Raw genomic sequence first — 21,496 nt, 5'->3', positions numbered from 1 at the left:
GACAAAAGCACCGTGGCCCCGAGCGTTTCGCTCAGGGCCACGATCGTGCTGCGGTTCCTACTTCTGCTCGTAGGTGGCGATCAGGGTCGCACGAGCCAGCGTGTGGGAGAACAGGTTGAAGCCCAGGTAGGCGGGGCTGGCGGTCTCATCGATGCCCAGGCTGTCGACGTCGACGGCGTGTACGACGATGAAGTAGCGGTGCGGGCCGTGCCCGGGCGGAGGGGCCGCGCCGACGAAGCCGTGGAAGCCGCCGTCGTTGCGCAGAGTGATCGAACCGGTCGGCATCGCGCCGCCCTCTTCGCCGCTGCCCGCGCCCGCGGGCAGGGAGGTCGCGCTCACGGGGATATCGGCGACGACCCAATGCCAGAAGCCGGAGGCGGTGGGCGCGTCGGGGTCGTACACCGTCACCGCGAAGCTCTTGGTCTCCGCAGGGAAACCCGACCAGGACAGCTGCGGGGAGATGTCCTGGCCTCCCGCGCCGAAGATGCCGCTGACCTGCTCGTTCTTGAACGACTGCCCGTCGGTGACGTCGTCGGAGGTGAGGGTGAACGACGGCACCTTCGGCAGCGCGTCGTAGGGGTTGTAGGTCATGAAACCTCTCTTCCGGATCGGATCAGCTGTGCAGAAGGAAGTGTTCCAGCACGCGGGTGCCGAACTCGAGGGCCTCCACCGGCACCCGCTCGTCGACGCCGTGGAACAAGGCGGTGAAGTCCAGCTCCGGCGGCAGCTGCAACGGCGCGAAACCGAAGCAACGAATACCCAAGCGGGCGAACGCCTTCGCGTCCGTGCCTGCGGAGAGCATGTAGGGGACCGTGCGGCCGCGCGGGTCGTGCGCCAGCACGGCGTTGTTCATCGCGTCGACCAGATCGCCGTCGAAGGTCGTCTCGTAGGCGTCGAGCTTGGTGATCCACTCGCGTTCGACGTCGGGGCCGATCAGCTCGTCCACCTCCCGCTCGAAGGCCGCCTGCCGTCCGGGAATCACACGGCAGTCCACCACCGCTTCGGCGGTCTGCGGGATCACGTTGGCCTTGTACCCGGCCTGCAGCATGGTGGGGTTCGCCGTGTCGCGCAAGGTGGCGCCGATGATGCGGGAGATGGTGCCCAGCTTCGCCAGCTGGCCCTCGATGTCGGGGCCGGCCGGATCGAACTCCAGACCCGTCTCCTCGGCGACGGCGGCCAGGAACGCGGCCACCGAATCCGACAGCACCAGGGGAAAGGTGTGCTTGCCCAGCCGCGCCACCGCCTCGGCGAGGATGGTGACCGCGTTGTCCTCGTGCAGGAACGAGCCGTGGCCCGCACGGGACTTGGCGCGCAATCGCATCCACCCCAGGCCCTTCTCGGCGGTCTCCACCAGATACAGCCTGCGTTCGGTGCCGTCGGGCCGCGGCACGGTGAGCGAGAACCCGCCGACCTCCCCCACCGCCTCGGTGACGCCGTCGAACAGATCGGGGCGGTTGTCCACCAGCCACTGCGAGCCCCACTTGCCGCCGTTCTCCTCGTCGGCGAGGAAGGCGAAGACCAGATCGCGCGGCGGCACCGTGCCCTCGAGCTTGAACTGGCGGGCCACCGCCAGCGCCATCCCGACCATGTCCTTCATGTCGACCGCGCCGCGGCCCCACACGTAGCCGTCGCGCACCGCACCGGAGAACGGATGCACGCTCCAGTCCGCGGCCTCGGCGGGCACCACGTCCAGATGCCCGTGGATCATCAGCGCGCCGCGACTCGGGTCGGCGCCTTCCAGTCGCGCGAAGACGTTGCCGCGCCCGTCCGCGCCGGACTCGACGTACTCGGTGACATACCCCGCTTGATGCAGTTGGTCGGCCACCCACTGCGCACACTCGCGCTCGCCTTTGGTGGTGGCCAGGTCGCCGGTGTTGGAGGTGTCGAAGCGGATCAGCGTGCTGACCAGCTCCACCACTTCCGACACCGCGCGGGAGTTTCTGTTCGGGTCTAATCCTTCGCCAGTTGCGGACACGCTCCCTTTCCTACCACCCGCGCGGCGGGGCGAACGCGCGGCCGGGGTGTCACGGCGAGGCGATGCGGCCCGCACGGTGCGCGATCACCTTCGACAGGGTTGTCATCAGAGTGATCGGAACTCACACCGGATCAGGCGGCTGGACCTTGTCGGGGAACACCACCCGCACGAAGGCCCAGAACCGGAACACCATCCCCAGCGCGGTGCCGATCAACTGGGCGGCCACGAAGTCGGCCACGTTCTGGGTGAAGCGGGAGACCTCGGGCACCTCGAGATGCAGCACGTACCGCGACACCCACAGCGGCGCGGTGTTGATCGCGACGGCAAGGAAGCTGACCAGGTAGAACAGCGCGGCCTCGTGATGACCGCGCCGCCCACCGCGTTCGTCGAAGGACCACTGCTTGTTGAGCACATATGACAGCGTGATCGCCGCCAGCACAGCGACCACTTTCGCCGTCACCGGATGCGGCTCGAGCACAGTGCTCTTCAAGGTCAGGAACACCGCGGTGTCCAGCGTGAACGCTGCGACACCGACGGAAGCGAATCGGAATAGTTCTCGACGCCGTGCCTCGCCCCCCAGCGCGGACGTCACCCGGGCGAAAACGGGGCGTTCGGAAAACAGCACAGGTAAAGTCTCCGACACATGTCCCGACCCCACAACAAGATCGGCAGATTCACCGCACCGCCTGTTGCGCGAGTGCACGGTCGGTGGATCGCGGGCAGGTGAGTAGCGTGAAAAAGACCAAGCGGCGCAACGGTTCTCGGCCGGACCGCGTCGGCGCGGAGCCGATCGCCGTGATCGGCATGAGCTGTCGCTTCGCCGGCGGCGCCGACTCTCCGGAAGCGTTGTGGCGGTTGCTGATCGAGGAGACCGACGCGATCGCCGACGAGCCGCCGCCGGGCCGCTGGTCCGGCGACCACCGCGGGCGCGATCGTGCCGCAGTGGGCAAGACGGTGTCGGTCGCGGGCGGGTATGTGGCGGATGTCGCCGGTTTCGACGCCGAATTCTTCGGGATCACCCCGCGTGAGGCGGCCGATATGGATCCGCAGCAGCGCTTGGCGCTCGAATTGGCCTGGGAAGCCTTCGAAGACGCGGCGATCCGGCCCGACCGGGTGCCGGACACCGGCGTGTATTTCGCCAACAAATTCAACGATTATCGCGCCGTCAAACTCGCCAGGGGCGCCACCGCCATCACCCCGTTCACCAGCACCGGAGATGTCGAGGGTGTGATCGCCAACCGGGTGTCGTACTTCCTGGGTTTCGACGGTCCCAGCATGACCGTGAACGCCTCCTGCGCCGGATCGCTGGTGGCGGTGCACCTGGCCTGCCAGGCGTTGCGGACGGGTGAGAGCGCGCTGGCCGTCGCCGGTGGCGTGCAACTGAATCTGATACCGGAGACCGCGATCGGGTTGTCCGCGCTGGGTGTGCTGTCCGCACGCGGCCGGTCACACACCTTCGACGCCTCCGCCGACGGCTACGTGCGCGGCGAAGGCGGTGCGGTCGTCGTGCTCAAGCCGCTGCGACAAGCGTTGCGCGACGGCGACCGCGTCTACTGCACCCTGCTGGGCAGTGCCACCAACAACAACGGCAGGCACCGCTCCATGCCCGCCAGCAGCGCCGACGGTCAACGGCAGCTGTTGCGGCGGGCCTGCGCGCGAGCGGGTGTGGACGCCTCGACGATCGACTACGTCGAGGCGCACGGCACCGGCACCGCCGTCGGTGACCGCGCCGAATTGACCGCACTGGCAGAGGTTTACGGCACCGGCAGGCCGCCCGGCGCACCGCTGATCGTCGGCTCGGTCAAAACCAATATCGGACACACCGAAGCGGCCGCGGGCATGGCCGGACTGGTGAAAGTCGCGCTCGCCCTGTCGCATCGCCGGATCCCGCGCAGCCTCCACTTCGACCACGCACCCGCGGAATTCGATCCCGCCGCGACGGGAGTGCGCGTGGCCGACACCGCGATGGCGTGGCCGCGGCACGACGCCCCCGCGCGCGCCGCGGTGAGCGCGTTCGGTTTCGGCGGCTCGAACGCCCACGTCATCGCCGAAGCGGCACCCGCGCACGATCCGGTCGATGACGCTGGCGTCTCGCAGCGGCTGGTGGTGCTGTCCGCCCGCACCGAAGCCGCGCTGCGGGAACACGCTCATCGGCTACGTGAGCGTCTCGTGCGCGACCCGGACATCCGCCTGAGCGACCTCGCGCACACGCTTGCCACGAGAACCGCCTTCCAGCATCGAATTTCGACGGTCGCCGACAACGTCGGCCAGGTTGTCGAATTCCTCGACGCCTACCTCGCCGGGGATGGGGACACCGAGGGAGACGACAACGAGGCGCTGAATCTGCTGCTGGCGGCGGCTCTGCGTCCCGGCACAGTGGACCACCGCGACCTACTGCACGCGGTGGGAAGGCTGTTCGAGCGTGGCATCGAACCCGACTGGACTGCCGTGAACCCGGCGGGCCACCCGGTCTCGCTGCCCACCTATCCCTTCCAGCGCGAACGGCATTGGGCCGACCCGCAGGCCCGCGGCGAGGCACCCGGGTCGCCCTCGTGGGACGCGGTGCCCATCGAAATCGCTGCCACTACTGGCATTTCGAGTGCAAGATCTCAGTCCGCGGCGGTCGCGGCGTCGGGCACAACTGCCGAATCGGTCGATTCCATTGCGATGATCGACGACTCGGCGGCGCGCCCCGTGGCGATCGCGTCGAGTGACCCCACACGTTCCTCCGCGCCCGGCGTCGCTGCGCTCGCCGCCCTGGTCACCACCGAACTGGCCGAAGTCGTCGGCATCGAGCCCGACCGGGTGGCCGCCCGGCAGAACTTCGAACAGCTCGGAATCGGCTCGGTGCACGCCGTGGAACTGTCGGCCCGACTCGGAGCCCGCCTCGGCATCGAGGTCCCCGCCGCCGTCATCTGGGGCTGCCCCACCGTGGAGCTGTTGGCCGCCGAACTCCACGCCCGCCTCGAACCCACGAACCCGGCGACGGCGCCCCCGGAACCCACTGCGTCGGCGGCGGACCCGCGACCGCCGGTGCAGGAGGAAGCTCTGTCGACCGCTGAACTGCTCGCATTGAGCCGGGAATTGCTCGGCTGAACCGAAATCGCAAGCGAGAGCATCTGCGGTGCAGTCGATTCGCGCTTTCGCTGCGGTCGATCGCACTCTCGTCCGGCCTGCGGGAGATCAGCCGGAGAGGTGGGACAGCGCGACGTCCTCCCAGTGGTCCGATCAGTGGGTTCGGGTGGTGCGCGTGGGTGCCGACAGGTGCCCTCGCGGGAAGATCCCACGACCTGGTCCACCTGGCGCGCCCTGCGTCCACACATCGACGCACTCCTCAGCTACACCACTACCGACACCGTCCCCGGCATTATGGGATGCACCAGGTGGGGCGGGACTACGCCGTGGGCGTTTCAGTGCGGCTGATGGCGCGCGGGATTTCGAGAGCGGCCAGTTTGTCGGGGTTGCGGATGCCGTAGCCGCTGACGATCTGGTCGTCGGCGATGTCGAACACGAGGACGGCTTCCAGTTTGTCGCCGATATAGCACGCGAGTGCCGGTTGACTGTTGCAGTTCACTGTCTCGATGCGTACTTCCGGTCGCCGCTGAGCGTATTTGAAGACCGCCATGAGAATCGCGCCCACTCGTTCGGCGCCGACCATGACCAGCTCCGGCAGTGCGGTCACCTTGCCGCCGCTGTCAGTGGTCCAGGTGATGTCCGGCGCGAGCAGCGACAGCAAGCCTTCCATGTCCCCGGTGGTCGCGGCCGTGATGAAGCGTTCGGTGACCGCGGCGGTTCGGACGGTGTCGACGGGGCCGTAGCGCTTGCGCCGGGAATGGACATGGTTGCGGGCGCGGCGGGCGGTCTGATGCACGGCGTCGACGGATTTCCCTGTCGCGGAGGCAATTTCGTCGTAGTCGAAGCCAAAGACCTCACGCAGCACGAAGACCGCCCGCTCGGTGGGGGTGAGCGTTTCCAGCACGATCAGCATCCCCATCGAGACCGATTCGGTGAGTACCACATCGCTCGAGGCGTCACCGTCGGTGAGCAGCAGCGGCTCGGGCAGCCACGGTCCGACGTACTCCTCGCGACGACTGGCGCCGGCCCGCAACGCATTCAATGCCTGCCGCGTGACGAGCTGGGCCAGATAAGCTTTCGTATCCCGGACCGTGGCCAGGTCCACCCCCCGCCACCGTAGATAGCTGTCCTGCAGCACGTCGTCGGCTTCGGTTGCGGAGCCCAGGATTTCGTAGACGATGGTGAACAGCAGCGGTCGCAGGTGAACGAAACGCTCGGTGTGCTCGTCGGTGGAGGTCACGGCTTCGGAACTCCCTGCGGCTCGGCTGCGCTCAGATCCTTACGCCTGCCCAAGCCCAGGAAGGTCGGGATCGCGCCGGGTTTGCGGGCTTCTTTGCGGATGGTCCCGATCGGGCCCGCGAGACCCACCCGTTCCTTGATCCACCCGGCAGTTCGCCCGCCGAGATACATCGGCACGGGTGTGTCGTCACGACGGCTGAATTGCATGGCACCCGCGCGGCTACCCAAACCCACGGTGCAGGCGGTGAAGGCCACGTCCAGCACAGCAGGTTCGTCCCCGGCGATGCGGGCCAGTACATTGTCGGCGGCCTGCGCGCCCAAGGGTTGGGCGGCATAGCAGCTCATCCGCAGTGGGCGGCCCGATGGCGCGACCGCGTCCCCTGCGGCGACGATGCGTTCGTCATCGAGACTGGTCAACGTCTCGTCGGTCAGCAGCCGGCCCAGGTCATCGGTGCGCAGCCCACTGCGTGCCGCCAGTTCGGGCACCCCGAATCCGGCGGTCCAGATCGTGATCGCACCGGGCAGCACATCGCCGTCGGTCAGGACGACCCCGTCGCGTCGCACCTCGCCCACCCGCGCTTGCTCACGCACCTCGACTCCATTCTCTGATAACCACTTCGCCACCGATCGCCGGGCCGGATTCGAGAAGTTCGCCGCCAACTTACCGCCACCCACCAGTGTCACGGTACGGCCCTGCTCCACGAGTTCGGCGGCGGTCTCGATGCCGGTGAGCCCGCCGCCGACGACGACAATCGGCGCCTGGACCGGCACGTCCGCCAGCGCCGCGCGCAGCCGCTGGGCGTGTTCGAATTCGGCTATCGGGAAGGCGAATTCGGTGGCACCGGGCACCGACCCCGGCACGGCGGCGGTGCTGCCGACCGCGTAGACCACGTAGTCGTAGTCGAGTGCGCGCCCCGAACCCAGTTCCACCCGGCGGGCGGCGGTATCGATGCGGATGGCACGATCGACGATCATCCGCACCCCGGCGCCGAGCAGTGTGTCGTAGTCGATGGCAGCCTCATGGGTACCGGCCACGAACTGGTGCAACCGCATGCGCTCGACGAACCGCGGACGCGGATTGACCAGTGTGATCTCGACATCGCGCCGCAGCCGCAGCCGATTGGCCGCCACGGTACCGGCGTAACCGCCGCCGATCACAACCACTTTGGTGATGGCATTGAAATCAGTCATGCCCTCCAGACACGCCACACCGTCCAGATCTGACACGAAGTGACAGCCGTCACATTCGCAGCCCGTCGCCAGCCCGCTGAGATCGTCGACTCGCGTACAGGCGGAGTGCACGAATCGGCAGTACAGGGCGGCCTGCGGGTCCTCCCAACGCAGGTATCGCGTCGCCGATCTGGAACATGTTCACTCAGAGGATGACGGCTTCCGCCGGCCCCCAGCCTCGCCGCAGGGCGGTCCGATGACGGATGCAGAACTGGTATACGCTGCGCGGCCACTCCTCGGCATACTTGGCCGCGATCGGTTCGAACCGGTCGACCTTCGGCGACGGCCACGGACCGTGCGGCAGGTCCCCGTCGCGAAGCCGGGCCCGGAAACCAGGAGTTATGCTGCCTGCGGTCCGGGTGGCCGGGTCTAGAAGGGGGCCATAGGTGTTGAGGCAGCACGAGTCGTTCGCCGGCTACGTGATCGAGGGCGTGCTCGGGCAAGGCGGTATGGGCACCGTCTATCTGGCGCGGCACCCGCGCCTGCCGCGGCTGGTGGCGCTCAAACTGCTCAATCGCGCGGTGTCCGAGGACGAGGAGCTGCGCAGGCGGTTCGAACAGGAAGCCAATGTGGTTGCGCGCCTGGAGCATCCGGGCATCGTCGGCGTCTACGACCGCGGCACCGAGGACGGGCACCTGTGGATTTCCATGCAGTACGTCCGTGGCACCGACGCTGCGCGGCTCGATCCCCGGAGCGCCCGCCCCGAACAGGTCCTGCGGATCGTCGGCGATACGGCGAAGGCGCTGGACTACGCCCACAGCCGAGGTGTGCTGCATCGCGACATCAAACCGGCCAACATCCTGATCGCCGAACCGGAAGCCGGTCGCGAAACACATGCTCTGCTCACCGATTTCGGGATCGCGCGAATACTCGACGCCGATACCAAACTGACCGCCACCGGAACGTTCACCGCCACACTCGCCTACGCCTCGCCGGAGCAACTGTCCGGTGAGCCGGTCGATCACCGCGCCGATCAATACTCCCTCGGGTGCACCCTCTACACGATGCTGGCGGGGCAACCACCGTTCCCCTCGACCAACCCCGGTCAGATCGTCGCCGGACACATCGCCAAGCCGGTGCCGCGCCTCAGCGAAACCCGCCCCGAGTTGCCACGACGACTCGACGAGGTGATCGCCCGTGCCCTGGCCAAGCACCGCGACGAACGATTCGCCAGCTGCGGCGACTTCGCCGCGGCCGCGGCGGCGGCCCTGCGCGGCGACGCTCCCGCCGTGGCGCCCGCGCCGACTTTCGTCGACCAACGCTCGGCCCACCCCGCCACGGCGGTCGACCCGTGGCCGCGTTCGGCCCCGACCCTGCTCAACCAGCCTTCGGAGCCCCGGTGGCGCGCCCAACACCTACCGCCGCTGCAGCCGCTCACGCCCATCCACGATCCGGCCCGGCCATCCGGCGTCGTTCCCAGGATCGGCGCTGTCGTCGCGTTCGGCTTCGGGCTGGTCTTCTGTCTGATCATCGCCAACGGGGTGATGGAGCTGACGACCCCGCACATCGAATACGGTCACCGCCAGACGCTGCGTGAGGTCGCCCTCGAACTTCTCGCCCCCATGGCGATCTCCACCACGATGGCACTGGTGCTGCTCGGCGGCTCGATCGCACTGTTCCGGCGCAAGCGAGCGGGCCGCATCGCCGTGGCGCTGGGTACCGGGATCCTCACGCTGGTCGGCTTGGTCGGAGCCGGAGCCGGTCTGGGTGGCGACAGCCGTACCAGCGACCTGGTTTTCGTTGGCACGCTCCTGTTTTTCTCCTGTACGGGGCTGCTGTGCACCCTGTCCCCCGCGACCAGGCGCTGGCTCGCTGACAAGCGTCCCAGGAACCGGCCATGAGCCCGCAGAGCGCTCAGGGCACCACGACGATCTTTCCGGTGGCCCGGTTGTCCTCCATGTACCGATGGGCTGCGACGATGTCGTCCAGACCGAAGACACGGTCGAGGTTGGGTCGATAGACACCGGCCTCGACTTCGTCGACGACGCGCTGCAGCACGGCCGCGCCCGCGCTGCCCTTCAGGTTGTCGCTGTGGAAAGCCGTCAGTTTGGTTCCGGACGGGATCATCGCTATCGGTTCGAAGTCCGAGATCAGCCACCCACTCAGCGAACCCGCCACACATACCGTGCCGCCCCGGCGGACCAGGCGCAGCGAGTCCACCGCCGTGCGCGCTCCGACGAGATCCAGCACGTAGTCGGGCCCTTCGGGCCAGACCGCCTGCACGCCGGCCGCCAGCGACCCGCCGTCGTCGACGAGTACGTGGTCGACGCCGATCGCGGTCAGCGCGTCGATCTTGTCGTGCCGTCGGGTCGTGGCAGCGATCTCGACGCCGCGGCCGGACGCGATCGACGCTGCCGCCATACCCACCGACGATGTCCCACCGCGAATCAGCAACCGCCCCTGGCTATCCGCCACGATGCCCAATGCGTCGAGTGAGCCCTGCGCGGTCAAGTATGTCTCGGGCAGTGCGGCCAAGACCTCCCACGGCAACCTGGTGGTGACCGGCATCAGCAGCGAATTCGGCAACAACGCGTACTGCGCGTAGCCGCCGTCGAACTCCCGGCCCATCTCCCCCATCACCGCCGCGACGGTCGCGCCGACCGGCAACATGGGATCGGTCGAGGCTGCCACGATTCCCACACATTCGATCCCGAGCACACGGGGGAACCGGACGTTCGGGGAATGTCCCTGACGGGTTCGCAGCTCCGATCGGTTCAAGCCCGCGCCCTTCACCCGCACCAGGCTCCAGCCCTCCCGAATCGCTGGTACCGGTAGCTCACGGATCTCCAGTACCTCCGGGTCACCCGCCCGTACACAGACGGCCGCTCGCATCGTCGTACTCGTCGTCTCACACCGCATCGGGGCGGCGGTGCTGGCTGAATGGAGGTCATTGCGCATGCGTCCACTGTCGCCAGCCGATCGTGTGGCCGTCTACCGATAGAATGCCAACCCATGCCCGTTGGCCGCCAACTTCCCCGGCTCGGCCCGACATCCCAACTGTGGCCGTCCGGAGGGGTGCACCTGTGGCCGTCGGGGGGAACGAGCTCGGTGCACTCCCATCCGCGTGGACACCTGGTCTACGCGGCTCGCGGCGTCCTGTCCGTGCACACCGAACAGGGCACATCGATCGTTCCGGCCAATCGAATCGCGTGGACCCCTGCCGAGTTCACGCACTACCATCGGGCGCACGGCGACACCGACATGCGGATCGTCTTCCTACCCCCATCCCAGGCGCGGCTCGTGCCGGACCGTCCCGCCGTGTTCCTGGCTTCCGGCCTCGCCCGCGAAATCTTGCTCACCCTCACGAGCCCACGCGACCACGACCGCGCCGCGCGGGCTCGCCTTCGCCGCGTCCTCGTCGATGAACTCCAGGAAGCACACGAACAGCCACTCGTGCTGCCGAAACCCGATGACGACCGGTTGCAAGCGATTGCGCGGATCCTCTCCGAGAACCCCGCGGACAACACGTCACTGGCCGAACTCGGGCGCACGATCGGAGCCAGTGCCCGCAGCCTCAGCCGCCTGTTCCACAACGAACTCGGCATGACCTTCTACGAGTGGCGCACCCAGCTCCGCGTCTACCACGCACTCGTCCTGCTCGCCGACGGCCACGACACCACCCGCGTCGCCCACGCCTGCGGCTGGGCGAACCCCAGCAGCTTCATCGCCGCTTTCACCAACCTCGTCGGCACCACCCCGGGCCGCTACCGCACCACTCCATGACCTCGGCGCCACATCACAAGGCCCCGCCCGTCGGTGGCGACCAACGACGTCGACCCGACGACGGGGCGAGCGCGCGCTGGTAGCGCTCGCTGATCGTCCGCAGGGTCCGCACCAGTTCGGGTGAGTCCACGATCTCGAAGTCGGCGCCAAGCAGCCCGAGGTAGAGCGCCAGCATTTCCGGATGGTCGGAGCCGGGTTCGAACGCGCACCGGTCCTCGCTCAACGGCTCGACGTCGACGGGAATCGGGAGTCGGCTGCGCACGTGATTCGCGGGCGCGTGCACGATCACCCTGGCGCGGAAGCGCCACGTCGACTCGCCGATTCCGCGGGCGACTCGTGCGGTGATCTCATGGTCTGGCGGCAGTGGCCGCGGCGTAAAGCGGGGGCCGGTCGGTGTGCGGGGCCGCATCCTGTCGACGCGAAAGGTCCGCCAGTCGACGCGGTCGAGGTCCCAGGCCATCAAATACCAGCGTTGTCGATCGTTGATCAGGCGATAGGGCTCCACCGAACGCCGACCGGCGGCCCCCGAATGCGTCTGGTAGTCGAACCGCAGTCGTTCATGGTCGCGGCAGGCGTCGGCGATCACGGTCAGCACATCCGGGTCGACGAGCGGGCCGCGCGGGGCAAGCGCGAGGGTGTGCGACCCGAAGGCGTCGACGCGACGGCGTAGCCGCGACGGCAATATCTGTTGCAGTTTCGTCAGTGCACGCAACGAGGTCTCCTCGATGCCCGCGATGGAACCGGCTGCGGCGCTGCGCATCCCGATCGCGATCGCGACCGCTTCGTCGTCGTCGAGCAGCAGCGGCGGCAGCGCACCTCCGACACCCAGCCGGTATCCACCGTCGACACCCGGCCGAGCCTCGACTGGATAGCCGAGCCGTCGCAGGCGGTCGACGTCGTTGCGGACGGTGCGCACGGTGACCTCCAGTCGAGCGGCCAACTCGGGTCCGGTCCAGTCGCGGCGCGCTTGCAGCAAGGAAAGCAGACGAAGCAGTCGTGCCGAGGTTTCGAACATTGATCGATCTTCTCCCGAATTGAGGAACCAACCTTTCCGCAATGGCAACTACCTTATGTTTCACCGGCGCGAAACGCTCGCCCGAGCCGACAGAGAGAATCCCAATGAGTGACGCAATCCAGCCCTTTCGCATCCACATCGCGCAGTCCGATCTCGATTACCTGCACCATCGGCTCGCCGATGCCCGCTGGCCGGCCGAGTTGCCCGATGCCGGCTGGAACCGCGGCATACCGCAGCTCTACCTGAAGGAGCTGGCCGAATATTGGCGCACCGGCTACGACTGGCGTGCGCAGGAAGCCGCGCTCAATTCCTATCCGCAGTTCACGACCGAGATCGACGGCCAGCGCATTCATTTCCTGCACGTCCGCTCCGGCCGAGCGGACGCGACGCCACTGCTGATCACCCATGGCTATCCCAGCTCGGTCGCCGAATTCCTCCACCTCATCGAGCCTTTGGTCGACCCGGCCGAGGGGCCTGCGTTCCATGTGGTCGCGCCGTCGTTGCCCGGTTATGCCTTCTCCACTCCGCTCAGCGCGACCGGCTGGGCGATGGGCCGCACCGCGGACGCGTGGATCGAGCTGATGCGCAGGCTGGGCTACCAGCGCTACGGGGTTCACGGCGGCGACGTCGGCGCAGGCATATCCGGCCTGGTCGGCGCCCGCGACAGCGAGCATGTCATCGGCGTCCACGTCGTTACCGATCCGCTGACCGCCGCCAATGTGGCGACGTTCCTTCCCGGAATGGCCGAGCGCCTCGATGCCGACGACCCGGTCGACAAGCTGATCCTCGAGCGCATGGACGCGTTCCGCAAGGAGGGTTCCGGATACTTGTCGATCCAGCAGAGCCGACCGCAGACCATCGGTTACGGTCTCGTCGATTCGCCGCTACTGCAGCTGGCGTGGATCGCCGAGAAGTTCGAGGAATGGACCGACTTGCCGATCGATCGCGACCAATTGCTCACGACCGTCAGCCTTTACTGGTTCACCGGAGCGGGCATCACCGCGGCGCACACCCTCTATGACCAAGCGCACTCCTCGGATTGGGGCGCGCCCGCGGTACCGCAGGGCTTCGCGGTGTTCAGTGCGGACGAGACCGTGCGCAAGGTAGTCCCGGCGCCGCCGGACGCGCACTGGACCGAATTCGAGCACGGCCTGCACTTCCCGGCCATGGAGGCGCCGGCTCAACTGGCAGCTGATCTGCGAACATTCTTCGAACATCTGCGATAGCCCGAACCCGATGGAGTAATCGCAGCTGTTGCGCTGTGCACACTGCCTCGGCTCGGGTTCGTGCCGGACAAGGTGTCGACGGCGCCGCCGGTAGCGGTGGCCCGGCTGGCTACCGAGCTGAACGTCGATGCGAGCGCGATCGGTTCCTACGGCCGCCGAGCGCAGACACACACCGATCACCTGCGCTTGGTGGCGCAATACCTGGGCCGGCGGGGGCCGGGTCCGGCGGTCCTGGTGGAGCACGTGGCTCATGCCCGCGAGCAGGGGTCCCGGTAGAACTCGCGCGAACTGAATTGATAGGGCTACACGCGCGGTGCGGGGCCGCTGAGGTGGATCGTTTTCCGGGCGGTGAGAGGGAGTTTGGGCTGCTTGCCCTCGAGGCGGCCCTTCGCGCGGGCCTTGGCCATGCCTTCGCGGGTGCGCATGTGGCCGAGATTGGCCACGAATTCGGCCACCATGGCCTTCTTTATTCGCTATTTAGCTATGGTGCTAAATTGTAAACATGACCGAGTTCGGGCCTGAAGAGGAAGCCGGGGTGTTCCGCGCGCTGGCCGACTCCACGCGTCGACAGATCTTGGAGGACCTCCGCTCCGGCGAGTTGACCGCGGGTGATATCGCCGCGAGGTTTCCGATCAGCGGTCCCTCGATCTCCCGGCATCTGGGCGTACTCAAGGCAGCCGGGCTCGTCCGAGAGCGACGAGCCGCCAATCGAATCTTCTACTCGCTTGTCGAGGAACGACTGGCGCTGTGTGTCGGCAGGTTCCTCAGCGCGATCTGCCCGGAGCAGGTCATCGTCAGGCAGCGCAGACTGCGAACCACCAAGAACAGGGGAACCTGATGAGACCTCCGCGGCTGTCCAGCGTCGTCGAGCGACGCCTTCTGGTCAATTACCGAGTCGACCCTGACGCCGCCGCGAGCTTGGTGCCGCCGCCGATGCGACCTCAATTGGTTGGCGGTTGGGCGGTTGCCGGCATCTGCCTGATCCGCCTCGGACAGCTCCGGCCCAGTCGGCTATCCGGCTGGGTCGGGCTGCGCAGCGAAAACGCGGCACATCGCATCGCGGTGGAGTGGGATGGTCCGCAGGGACGCTCGACCGGTGTGTACATCCCGCGCCGCGACAGCGGTTCGGCGATCAATGTCCTTGCCGGTGGCCGACTGTTTCCGGGTAAGCACAGTTTGGCGCGATTCGACGTGCGGGAAACAGCGCAGGACGTGCATGTGGCCTTCACCAGTCAGGACAAGATGGTCTCCGTGAGCGTGGACGTCCGGACCACCGAGCGGTTCCAAGGAAGTGAACTGTTCGCCGATCTGGCGCAGGCATCGGACTTCTTTCGGCGTGGCTCGGCCGGATTCTCGGCCACGCGTAGCGGTCAATGCCTTGATGGGCTCGAACTCCAGACGGACGCATGGCAAGTCGAGCCGGTCGATATCCAATCGGTTCGGTCTACGGTCTTCGACGACCGGGACCGGTTCCCGCCAGGCAGCGCGGTGCTCGACTGCGCCTTACTCATGCGGCAGGTGCCGGCGACCTGGCACCCCCTTCCGCCGCTGCGGGTCGATGCCGGCTCCACGCCTGCAGGGAATAGCGCACATCCGGAATGAGTGCACTGCGCCAGTCGTCGGGCGGGTAGCACCGGATCCAGCTCCCCGTACACGGCAGTTTCATGAGCGCGACTTTCCGCGCCGAAGTCGAGGGCCTTCTCGCGGGGAACCTCAACGGCAGCCAAGCCGACCACCAGCCCAGCACACCCCGCAGCCCGAACCAGACAACACGACATCGGTGCTGGTCAAGCCATTGTCGTTGTTTTTCGCGCGAGTTCTACCGGGACCCCGAGCAGGCGCAGCGGGAAACCTATGACCGGCTGGCGCATGAACTCGCGCCGCAACGGTGCGCACAGCTGGACGGGTTGCCGGTCACCGATGTGTCGCCGAAGGTGTCACGGTCGCGGTGGCTGTCGACCGGCCGGTGGAGGCGCCTGTGGTGGCGGTGAACTCGGTGCGGTCGGCGAACAGTGGTGCCGATCAGAGGCGTGTCGCGGTGCGGACGAGGTCGGCAACGGCTTTGGATCTGCTGTGTGGCGGCCAGGCGATGACGGTCGTGACCACCGGTGCGTCCGGCACCGCCACCACGGCATGATCGTCGCGTAGCTGAGTTCGCAGCGACTCGGGCACGACCGCGCAGGCCAGTCCGAGCGCGATCAGTTGGAGCAGTTGGGTATGGTCGCGCACCCGCGGGCCGGGGCCGTCCGGATAACTTCCATCCCGTCGCGGCCAGCGCGGCAGAGGCAGATCCGTCTGGGCGTTGAGCTCGGCGAACGACAGATGCGCCCGGTCGGCGAGGGGATGACCCGCGGGCAGGACCACCACCTGCTGTTCAGTATGCAGATCCTCGGTGTCGAATCCGGCTGTCGTGTCGTAGGGCCGGTGGAGCAGCGCAACGTCGGCACGCCCGTTGCGCAGCAGGCTTTCCGGTTCGCCGGGCCCGCACAGCATCACCTCGACGGCCACGGCGCCCGGTTCGGCGGCGTAGGCGTCCAGCAGCTTCGACAACAGTTCCCTGGACGCACCGGCCTTGGTGACCAGCACCACACCCGGCTGGTCGGCCGCGGCGCGGCGGGTGCGGCGCTCGGCGGCTTCGACCGCGTCGAGCGCGGTCCGGGCCTCGCGCAGCAGCACCGTCCCGGCCTCGGTCAAGGCGATGGCGCGAGCGGTGCGGTGCAGCAGAACGACTCCGAGCCGCCGCTCGAGCTGCTGGATGGCTCGCGAGAGTGGTGGTTGCGCCATGGAGAGCCGTTGTGCCGCCCGCCCGAAGTGCAACTCCTCGGCGACGGCGACGAAATATCGCATCTCCCGCGTCTCCACCAGGCCATGGTAACCGGCGATGACCTCGACCGATACCCGTGCGGTATCGACGCAAACCCGACCGGTCTTGGACGCCGCACCCGCAACCGCAGCAGGATCGACGGTGTGAGTGAACAGACGATCGCGCTGGTGACCGGCGCGAACAAGGGAATCGGATACGAGATCGCCGCCGGCCTGGGCGCGCTCGGCTGGCGAATCGGTGTGGGCGCGCGGGATCGGCAACGCCGCGACACCGCGGTGGAGAAGCTGCGCGCGGCCGGGACCGATGCGTTCGGTGTGCCGCTCGACGTGACCGACGACGCGAGTGTGGCCGCCGCGGCCGAAATGATCGCTGACCAGGCCGGCGGGCTCGACGTCCTGGTCAACAACGCCGCGATCACCGGCGACCTGCCGCAGACACCGACCACCGTCGATCCCGCGACCGTGCGAATCGTCGTGGAAACCAACGTGATCGGGGTCATTCGGGTCACCAACGCGATGCTGCCGATGCTGCGCGCCTCGGCCACACCGCGAATCGTCAACATGTCCAGCAGCGTCGGCTCGCTCGCCCTGCAAACCACACCCGGCATCGACATGGGCCCGGTTCCCGCCGCCTACTTGGCGTCGAAGACCTTCCTCAACGCCCTCACGATCCAATACGTCAAGGAACTCAGCGACACCAAAATCCTGATCAACTCCGGCTGCCCCGGCTTCACCGCCACCGACCTCAACGGCTTTCGCGGCGTCCGCACACCGCAACAGGGCGCGGCCATCGCGATTCACCTCGCGACCCTGCCCGACGACGGACCGACCGGCGGATTCTTCGACGACGCCGGAACAGTGCCCTGGTGACAAGAACACCGTTGCCGCCCGTTCCCGTTCTCGACGTCAGCTGCGCGCCGCGCGCCGAGGGAGAAGCAAGACCATGACAAAGGCAGTCAGATACGACGAGTTCGGCGGAATCGAGGTCTTGCGGGTCGACGACGTCGACCGGCCCGTACCCGAGGACGGGCAGGTCCTCGTGCAGGTAAGGGCGGCAGGCATCAATCCCGGTGAGGCGGCCATCCGTACCGGCGCGATGGCCGACATCTTTCCCTCGACATTTCCGTCCGGGCAGGGCAGCGACCTCGCTGGGGTTGTCGCCGAGGTCGGCGCCGGAGTCGACCGATTCTCGGTCGGCGACGAGGTGATCGGGTTCTCCGAGAAGAGGGCCGCCCAGGCCGAGCTGGTCCTGGTCGACGTCGACAACCTCACACCCAAACCGCGCAACGTCTCATGGGAGGTGGCGGGCGGCCTCTACGTCGCCGGCGTGACCGCCTGGCGGGCAGTGCATTCCGTACAGCTCGAGCAGGGTGAGGCCGTTGTGGTATCCGCGGCGGCCGGCGGAGTCGGCTCGCTCGCCGTACAGCTCGCTCGCCGTGCCGGAGCCACCGTCATCGGCCTGGCGAGCGAGCGCAACCACGAATGGCTGCAAAGCCACGGCGTGATTCCGGTAGCCTACGGAGCCGGCGTCGCCGAACGGATCGAGACCGCCGCACCGGGCGGCGTCGATGCCTTCATCGACACCCACGGCGGCGGCTACGTCGAACTGGCCCTGGCTCTCGGCGTCTCGGTCGAACGGATCGACACCATCGCCGATTTCGCGGCAGCCGCGAAGTACGGAGTCAAAACCGAACCCGGAACCGACGCCAGGCCCGGCGCCGAGGTGCTCGCCGAATTGGCCGCCCTGATCGCCGACGGACACCTCGAAGTCCCGATCGCGAACGTCTACCCGTTGGCGCAGGTCCGCCAGGCCTACACCGAACTCGAACGCCGCCACACCCACGGCAAGATCGTGCTCGAGCCCTGACCTGCACCAACACAATGCAGCCTGCTCCGAACGGCCTCGCTCATTGCCGCGGCGCGTGCCTCCGTGGTGATGGGCAACGCGGACGGACCAGGCGAATCCCGATCTGTCCTGGCTTCGAACGCGTCCGAAGGGCCGAACTGCATCGAGTTGCGGTAGCCGCGGCTGTCGCGGCTCGGCACATCAGGCCGTTGCTCCGCGCGGTTTTTCCGTCCGGCATCAGTCCGTCAAAGGAGACGTGCACTTAGTTGGCGCCGCGTCGGCGCCGCGCCTCCCGCAACTCGGGGTCGAGACGTTCACGCATGAAACCGTCGGCCCCTGGGCCGGCGAGGAAGGCGAGGTCGACGGCCGAGAGGGGGCGTCCGCTGTGCTGGTCCACGAGGCCGGGCATGACCTCCTCCCCGGTGTCCCGATCGGTGAGGACCACGCTCGGCGCATCCGATCCCGTGTGTTTGCGGCCCCAGGCGTACAGGGCGACGAGGACCGGAGAGAGGTCTCGCCCCTTGTCGGTGATGACGTACTCGTAGCGGGGCGGGGACTGGCTGTAGCGCCTGCGTTCGAGCAGCCCGGATTCGACCAAAGTGCGCAATCTCCTGGTCAGCATATTCGGGGCGATGCCGAGGTTGCGTTCGAACTCGTCGAATCTGGTGAACCCGTCCAGCGCGTCGCGCACGATCAGCAGCGTCCACCAGTCGCCGACATACTCCAGAGCGCCCGCAATCGGGCACCCCATCGCCTGGAAACTCGTTCGCCGCACCTGCTGATCCTTTCGCCATCCACAGTAACCCTACAGTAACTTGCATAATAGTAGTTACCGGTTCTAGCGTGGGCGTCGCAGCCGGACCACGAGCTGCCACATCTCACCCTGGTGAACGATCGGAAGGCGCACTTGTGACTTTCTCCCCCGACAGCCCCCGAACCACCACGCTCGTCATTGGTGCGGGCGGACGACACGGCGGCACCGGCTCACATGTCGTGCGGCGTCTTCGTGAACACGACCACGGGGTCCGCGTGCTGGTCCGCGCGGATGACGAACGCGCACAACGCCTCCGCGCTCTCGGCGCGCAAATCGTCGTGGGCGATCTGCTGGATCGCCGGACGCTGGATGCGGCCGTGCGGGACGTGGACACCGTGTATTTCACCTATCCGGTCGCTCCCGGCATCGTGCAGGCCGCCGCCAATCTCGCCTCCGCGATCCGGCATGCCGAGACCACGCCGCGGCTGGTCGTGATGTCCATGGCGGTCTCGGCCTCCGACAACCCCAGTGGGCTGGGACGCGCGCAATGGGCCGCTGAACAGGTGCTGTCCTGGGCGGGACTGGAACCGACGATCTTACGGATCAAGGCCCTGTTCTACGAGAACATCGTGCTGTTGCACGCCGGATCCATCCGCCAGACCCGCAGCTTCGCCAACAGTTTCGGCGATGCGGCGGTGCCGTGGATCAGCGGTCTCGACGCCGCCGATCTCGCCGTGGCGGCGCTGACCGACCCGGCGCGATACGCTCGCGGCACCACGCTCTACCCGCAGGGGGCGACCGTGCACAGCCACGCCGAGATCGCCGCTCTCATCGGTGCCGAAACGGGAACACCGGTCCGATACACCTCCATCCCTGCCGGTCAATGGCAGCGCGAACTGGAAGCCCTCGCACACAACGGCACCGAACCATCCATCAATCCAGCCATGGCGCAGCACATTTCGGCCATCGGCGCGGTGTTCTCCCAGCTGCCCTCGGCCCCGCCGGTCGATACCACCGCACCCACCGAGGCCATCGGCCGTTCGCCGCAGACGTTCGCCGAGTTCCTCCGCGAACACAGTCACCAGTTCGTTGCGGCCCCCGGACGTTGATCCATCGGATCCGGGCGTGTGCGCACTAGTGGGCAGCAACGCTTCAGGTACCAGGTGACACGATTCTTACTGGCACCCCGTCAGGCATGCTCGAAGCTCCTGAAGTGTGCGGCCACGGCGGGAGGTCAGGTCGTCGCGGGTTCGGTGACGCGGCGGACCGGGCGGATGCGGATGCCGAACTCCGGGCGCAGGTTCACCGAAGCCAGCGGCACCACCGGGTGGGTGTCGTCGAGTTCGAGGCGGAAACGCTGCACCGTCATGGCCAGGATCAGCACCATCTCCGTCATCGACATGTCCTTGCCCAGGCAGATGCGGGGGCCGCCGGAGAACGGGAAGAACGCGAACTTGTGCCGTTCGGCCACGGCGGCGTCGGCGAAACGCTCCGGACGGAACTGCTCCGGGTCGTCCCACAGACGTTTGTCGCGGTGGACGTAGTACATGCACAACGTGACCCGCGCGCCCGCGGGCACGTGGTAGCCACCGATCTCGTCATCGGCGATCGGCGTGCGTTCGACGATCCAGGCGGGCGGATACAGCCGCATCGTCTCCTCGATCACCATGCGGCAGTAGCTGAGCTGTCCCAGATCGGCGAAGGTGGGCGTGCGGTCGCCGATCACGGAGCGGACCTCCTCGGCCAGTCGCTCTTGGATCTCGGGATGGGTGGCCAGCAGGTAACACGCCCACGACAGCGCGTTGGCCGGTGACTCGTGACCGGCCACCAGCAAGGTCTTGATCTCGTTGAGCAAGTCCTCCTCCCGCATGCCCTGCCCGCCCTCGTCGCGAGCGCGCACCAGCGCGGTGAGCACGTCGCTGGTGTCGCCGCCGCGGCGGCGTTCGTCGATGAGATGGCGCACCACGTCGTCGAGTTCGCCGACCTTGCGCGCGACCCGGCGGGCCTCCGGCGTCGGGAACGACTGCGGTAGCTTCACCGGCGCGTTCACCCGCTTCATGATGAGCGCGAACGCCGCGCGCATCGCGTCGGTCACCTGTGTGGTGTCGGTGGACAGGTCGATGCCGAACAGGATCCGGCCGGTCACCGCGAGCAGCAGCTTGACGTAGTCGTCGTAGATGTCGCGGAATTCTCCGGCCGCGGCGTCCCAGCTGTCGAGCATCGCCGCGGCGCTGTCGGTGATGTCGTCGGCGAAACCCTTGACGTGCGAGTGGGAGAACGCCGGGGAGATGAGTTTGCGCTGTCTACGCCAGTACTCCAGGTTGTTGGTGGTCAGCTGCCCGTCGCCGAGCAGGATGCTGAACTCGTCGTAGATCGGGCTCTTGCGATAGTTGGTGTAGTTGTCCTTGAGGACGTACTCGGTCATCGCCGGATCCGCGACGAGGTAGACCAGCATCGGGCCCGCCTTGACCCGCACGACGTCGCCGTAGCCGTCCAGCAACGCGCCCACCGTCGTCAGCGGGTTCTTCGCCAGTTTCGGCAGCATGCGTCCGGTTTCCACCAGACCGGGCCCGGGTGCTTTCATGGTCCG

General features: G+C 67.5%; 19 protein-coding genes and 2 pseudogenes. 10 read left to right on the top strand and 11 right to left on the bottom strand.

The features are described 5' to 3' along the window. Positions 1-57: 57 nt before the first annotated feature. From ABZW96_RS24630 to ABZW96_RS24620, 3 genes are all read right to left on the bottom strand, one after another. Entirely contained in the window at positions 58-591 is a 534-nt protein-coding gene (locus ABZW96_RS24630; RefSeq protein ID WP_355077982.1) for a YbhB/YbcL family Raf kinase inhibitor-like protein, read from the bottom strand. A 22-nt stretch (positions 592-613) separates the two neighbouring features. Then, positions 614-1,975 (bottom strand): M20/M25/M40 family metallo-hydrolase, encoded by a 1,362-nt coding sequence (locus tag ABZW96_RS24625; protein WP_355077981.1) that lies wholly within the window; start codon positions 1,973-1,975, stop codon positions 614-616. 121 nt (positions 1,976-2,096) lie between these two features. Continuing rightward, positions 2,097-2,600 carry a GtrA family protein gene (locus ABZW96_RS24620; RefSeq protein ID WP_355077980.1) on the bottom strand — a complete coding sequence of 168 codons (504 nt, stop codon included), beginning with the start codon at positions 2,598-2,600 and terminating at the stop codon, positions 2,097-2,099. Between the two features lie 107 nt (positions 2,601-2,707). Here ABZW96_RS24620 and ABZW96_RS24615 point away from each other — a divergent pair, with 107 nt between their 5' ends. Then, complete coding sequence (locus ABZW96_RS24615; RefSeq protein WP_355077979.1) at positions 2,708-5,071, top strand: beta-ketoacyl synthase N-terminal-like domain-containing protein; 2,364 nt, start codon at positions 2,708-2,710, stop codon at positions 5,069-5,071. Positions 5,072-5,369: 298 nt separating this feature from the next. On the opposite strand, the gene sigJ is transcribed toward ABZW96_RS24615, so the two are convergent. Together sigJ and ABZW96_RS24605 are read right to left on the bottom strand one after the other, a co-directional pair. After that, entirely contained in the window at positions 5,370-6,290 is a 921-nt protein-coding gene (sigJ, locus tag ABZW96_RS24610; RefSeq protein WP_355077978.1) for an RNA polymerase sigma factor SigJ, read from the bottom strand. Continuing rightward, the gene (locus ABZW96_RS24605) at positions 6,287-7,480 is read right to left on the bottom strand and encodes an FAD-dependent oxidoreductase (protein ID WP_355077977.1); all 1,194 of its coding nucleotides are present in this window, start codon (positions 7,478-7,480) and stop codon (positions 6,287-6,289) included. The genes sigJ and ABZW96_RS24605 overlap by 4 nt, the downstream gene beginning before the upstream one ends. 425 nt (positions 7,481-7,905) lie before the next feature. Between ABZW96_RS24605 and ABZW96_RS24600 the strand changes: the two genes are divergently transcribed. Further along, entirely contained in the window at positions 7,906-9,360 is a 1,455-nt protein-coding gene (locus tag ABZW96_RS24600) for a serine/threonine-protein kinase (protein WP_355077976.1), read from the top strand. A gap of 13 nt (positions 9,361-9,373) precedes the next feature. Here ABZW96_RS24600 and ABZW96_RS24595 read toward each other — a convergent pair whose 3' ends face one another. After that, on the bottom strand, positions 9,374-10,351 hold the full coding sequence (locus ABZW96_RS24595) for a zinc-binding dehydrogenase (RefSeq protein WP_355077975.1): 978 nt from the start codon (positions 10,349-10,351) through the stop codon (positions 9,374-9,376). Positions 10,352-10,471: 120 nt separating this feature from the next. Here ABZW96_RS24595 and ABZW96_RS24590 point away from each other — a divergent pair, with 120 nt between their 5' ends. Then, on the top strand, positions 10,472-11,242 hold the full coding sequence (locus tag ABZW96_RS24590; RefSeq protein ID WP_355077974.1) for a helix-turn-helix transcriptional regulator: 771 nt from the start codon (positions 10,472-10,474) through the stop codon (positions 11,240-11,242). A gap of 13 nt (positions 11,243-11,255) precedes the next feature. Here the strand turns inward: ABZW96_RS24590 and ABZW96_RS24585 are convergent, their stop codons facing one another. Further along, on the bottom strand, positions 11,256-12,257 hold the full coding sequence (locus ABZW96_RS24585; protein WP_355077973.1) for a YafY family protein: 1,002 nt from the start codon (positions 12,255-12,257) through the stop codon (positions 11,256-11,258). A gap of 104 nt (positions 12,258-12,361) precedes the next feature. Between ABZW96_RS24585 and ABZW96_RS24580 the strand changes: the two genes are divergently transcribed. Then, positions 12,362-13,483, top strand: coding sequence for an epoxide hydrolase family protein (locus tag ABZW96_RS24580; RefSeq protein WP_355077972.1), 1,122 nt, complete (start codon positions 12,362-12,364; stop codon positions 13,481-13,483). A gap of 24 nt (positions 13,484-13,507) precedes the next feature. Beyond that, positions 13,508-13,747, top strand: a pseudogene (locus tag ABZW96_RS24575) (DUF4158 domain-containing protein); the annotation flags it as partial. A 65-nt stretch (positions 13,748-13,812) separates the two neighbouring features. Here ABZW96_RS24575 and ABZW96_RS24570 read toward each other — a convergent pair. Further along, a pseudogene (locus ABZW96_RS24570) lies at positions 13,813-13,944 on the bottom strand (resolvase); the annotation flags it as partial. A gap of 41 nt (positions 13,945-13,985) precedes the next feature. Here ABZW96_RS24570 and ABZW96_RS24565 point away from each other — a divergent pair. Further along, positions 13,986-14,321, top strand: a complete 336-nt coding sequence (locus ABZW96_RS24565) for a metalloregulator ArsR/SmtB family transcription factor (RefSeq protein ID WP_355077971.1) — start codon at positions 13,986-13,988, stop codon at positions 14,319-14,321. Continuing rightward, positions 14,321-15,085, top strand: a complete 765-nt coding sequence (locus tag ABZW96_RS24560) for a DUF2071 domain-containing protein (protein WP_355077970.1) — start codon at positions 14,321-14,323, stop codon at positions 15,083-15,085. Before ABZW96_RS24565 ends, ABZW96_RS24560 begins: the two co-directional genes overlap by 1 nt. 420 nt (positions 15,086-15,505) lie before the next feature. On the opposite strand, the gene ABZW96_RS24555 is transcribed toward ABZW96_RS24560, so the two are convergent. Continuing rightward, positions 15,506-16,345, bottom strand: a complete 840-nt coding sequence (locus ABZW96_RS24555; RefSeq protein ID WP_355077969.1) for a LysR family transcriptional regulator — start codon at positions 16,343-16,345, stop codon at positions 15,506-15,508. Positions 16,346-16,450: 105 nt separating this feature from the next. Here ABZW96_RS24555 and ABZW96_RS24550 point away from each other — a divergent pair, with 105 nt between their 5' ends. Beyond that, positions 16,451-17,176 (top strand): SDR family oxidoreductase, encoded by a 726-nt coding sequence (locus ABZW96_RS24550; RefSeq protein ID WP_355077968.1) that lies wholly within the window; start codon positions 16,451-16,453, stop codon positions 17,174-17,176. Positions 17,177-17,249: 73 nt separating this feature from the next. Continuing rightward, a complete protein-coding gene (locus ABZW96_RS24545) occupies positions 17,250-18,173 on the top strand; it encodes an NADP-dependent oxidoreductase (protein ID WP_355077967.1) in 924 nt (307 codons plus the stop codon). Positions 18,174-18,414: 241 nt separating this feature from the next. Here the strand turns inward: ABZW96_RS24545 and ABZW96_RS24540 are convergent, their stop codons facing one another. After that, positions 18,415-18,927 (bottom strand): helix-turn-helix domain-containing protein, encoded by a 513-nt coding sequence (locus ABZW96_RS24540; RefSeq protein ID WP_355077966.1) that lies wholly within the window; start codon positions 18,925-18,927, stop codon positions 18,415-18,417. A gap of 134 nt (positions 18,928-19,061) precedes the next feature. On the opposite strand from ABZW96_RS24540, the gene ABZW96_RS24535 reads away from it, so the two are divergent. Beyond that, on the top strand, positions 19,062-20,015 hold the full coding sequence (locus ABZW96_RS24535) for an NmrA family NAD(P)-binding protein (protein ID WP_355077965.1): 954 nt from the start codon (positions 19,062-19,064) through the stop codon (positions 20,013-20,015). Between the two features lie 125 nt (positions 20,016-20,140). Here ABZW96_RS24535 and ABZW96_RS24530 read toward each other — a convergent pair whose 3' ends face one another. Beyond that, a complete protein-coding gene (locus ABZW96_RS24530; protein ID WP_355077964.1) occupies positions 20,141-21,490 on the bottom strand; it encodes a cytochrome P450 in 1,350 nt (449 codons plus the stop codon). Positions 21,491-21,496 lie beyond the last annotated feature (6 nt).

Origin of the sequence: Nocardia sp. NPDC004168, assembly GCF_040610355.1 — a bacterium.
Classification (GTDB): domain Bacteria; phylum Actinomycetota; class Actinomycetes; order Mycobacteriales; family Mycobacteriaceae; genus Nocardia; species Nocardia sichangensis.
The sequence above is the reverse complement of the archived record's forward strand: the minus strand, read 5'-3'. Positions and strand labels throughout refer to the sequence as shown.

What these genes read in the sequence shown, in the direction of transcription:
- ABZW96_RS24590 (WP_355077974.1), top strand. Translation starts at nt 10,472, where the DNA reads ATGCCCGTTGGCCGCCAACTTCCCCGGCTCGGCCCGACATCCCAACTG.
- ABZW96_RS24545 (WP_355077967.1), top strand. Translation starts at nt 17,250, where the DNA reads ATGACAAAGGCAGTCAGATACGACGAGTTCGGCGGAATCGAGGTCTTG.
- ABZW96_RS24580 (WP_355077972.1), top strand. Translation starts at nt 12,362, where the DNA reads ATGAGTGACGCAATCCAGCCCTTTCGCATCCACATCGCGCAGTCCGAT.
- ABZW96_RS24530 (WP_355077964.1), bottom strand. Translation starts at nt 21,490, where the DNA reads ATGAAAGCACCCGGGCCCGGTCTGGTGGAAACCGGACGCATGCTGCCG.
- ABZW96_RS24630 (WP_355077982.1), bottom strand. Translation starts at nt 591, where the DNA reads ATGACCTACAACCCCTACGACGCGCTGCCGAAGGTGCCGTCGTTCACC.
- ABZW96_RS24565 (WP_355077971.1), top strand. Translation starts at nt 13,986, where the DNA reads ATGACCGAGTTCGGGCCTGAAGAGGAAGCCGGGGTGTTCCGCGCGCTG.
- ABZW96_RS24605 (WP_355077977.1), bottom strand. Translation starts at nt 7,480, where the DNA reads ATGACTGATTTCAATGCCATCACCAAAGTGGTTGTGATCGGCGGCGGT.
- ABZW96_RS24585 (WP_355077973.1), bottom strand. Translation starts at nt 12,257, where the DNA reads ATGTTCGAAACCTCGGCACGACTGCTTCGTCTGCTTTCCTTGCTGCAA.
- ABZW96_RS24595 (WP_355077975.1), bottom strand. Translation starts at nt 10,351, where the DNA reads ATGCGAGCGGCCGTCTGTGTACGGGCGGGTGACCCGGAGGTACTGGAG.
- ABZW96_RS24560 (WP_355077970.1), top strand. Translation starts at nt 14,321, where the DNA reads ATGAGACCTCCGCGGCTGTCCAGCGTCGTCGAGCGACGCCTTCTGGTC.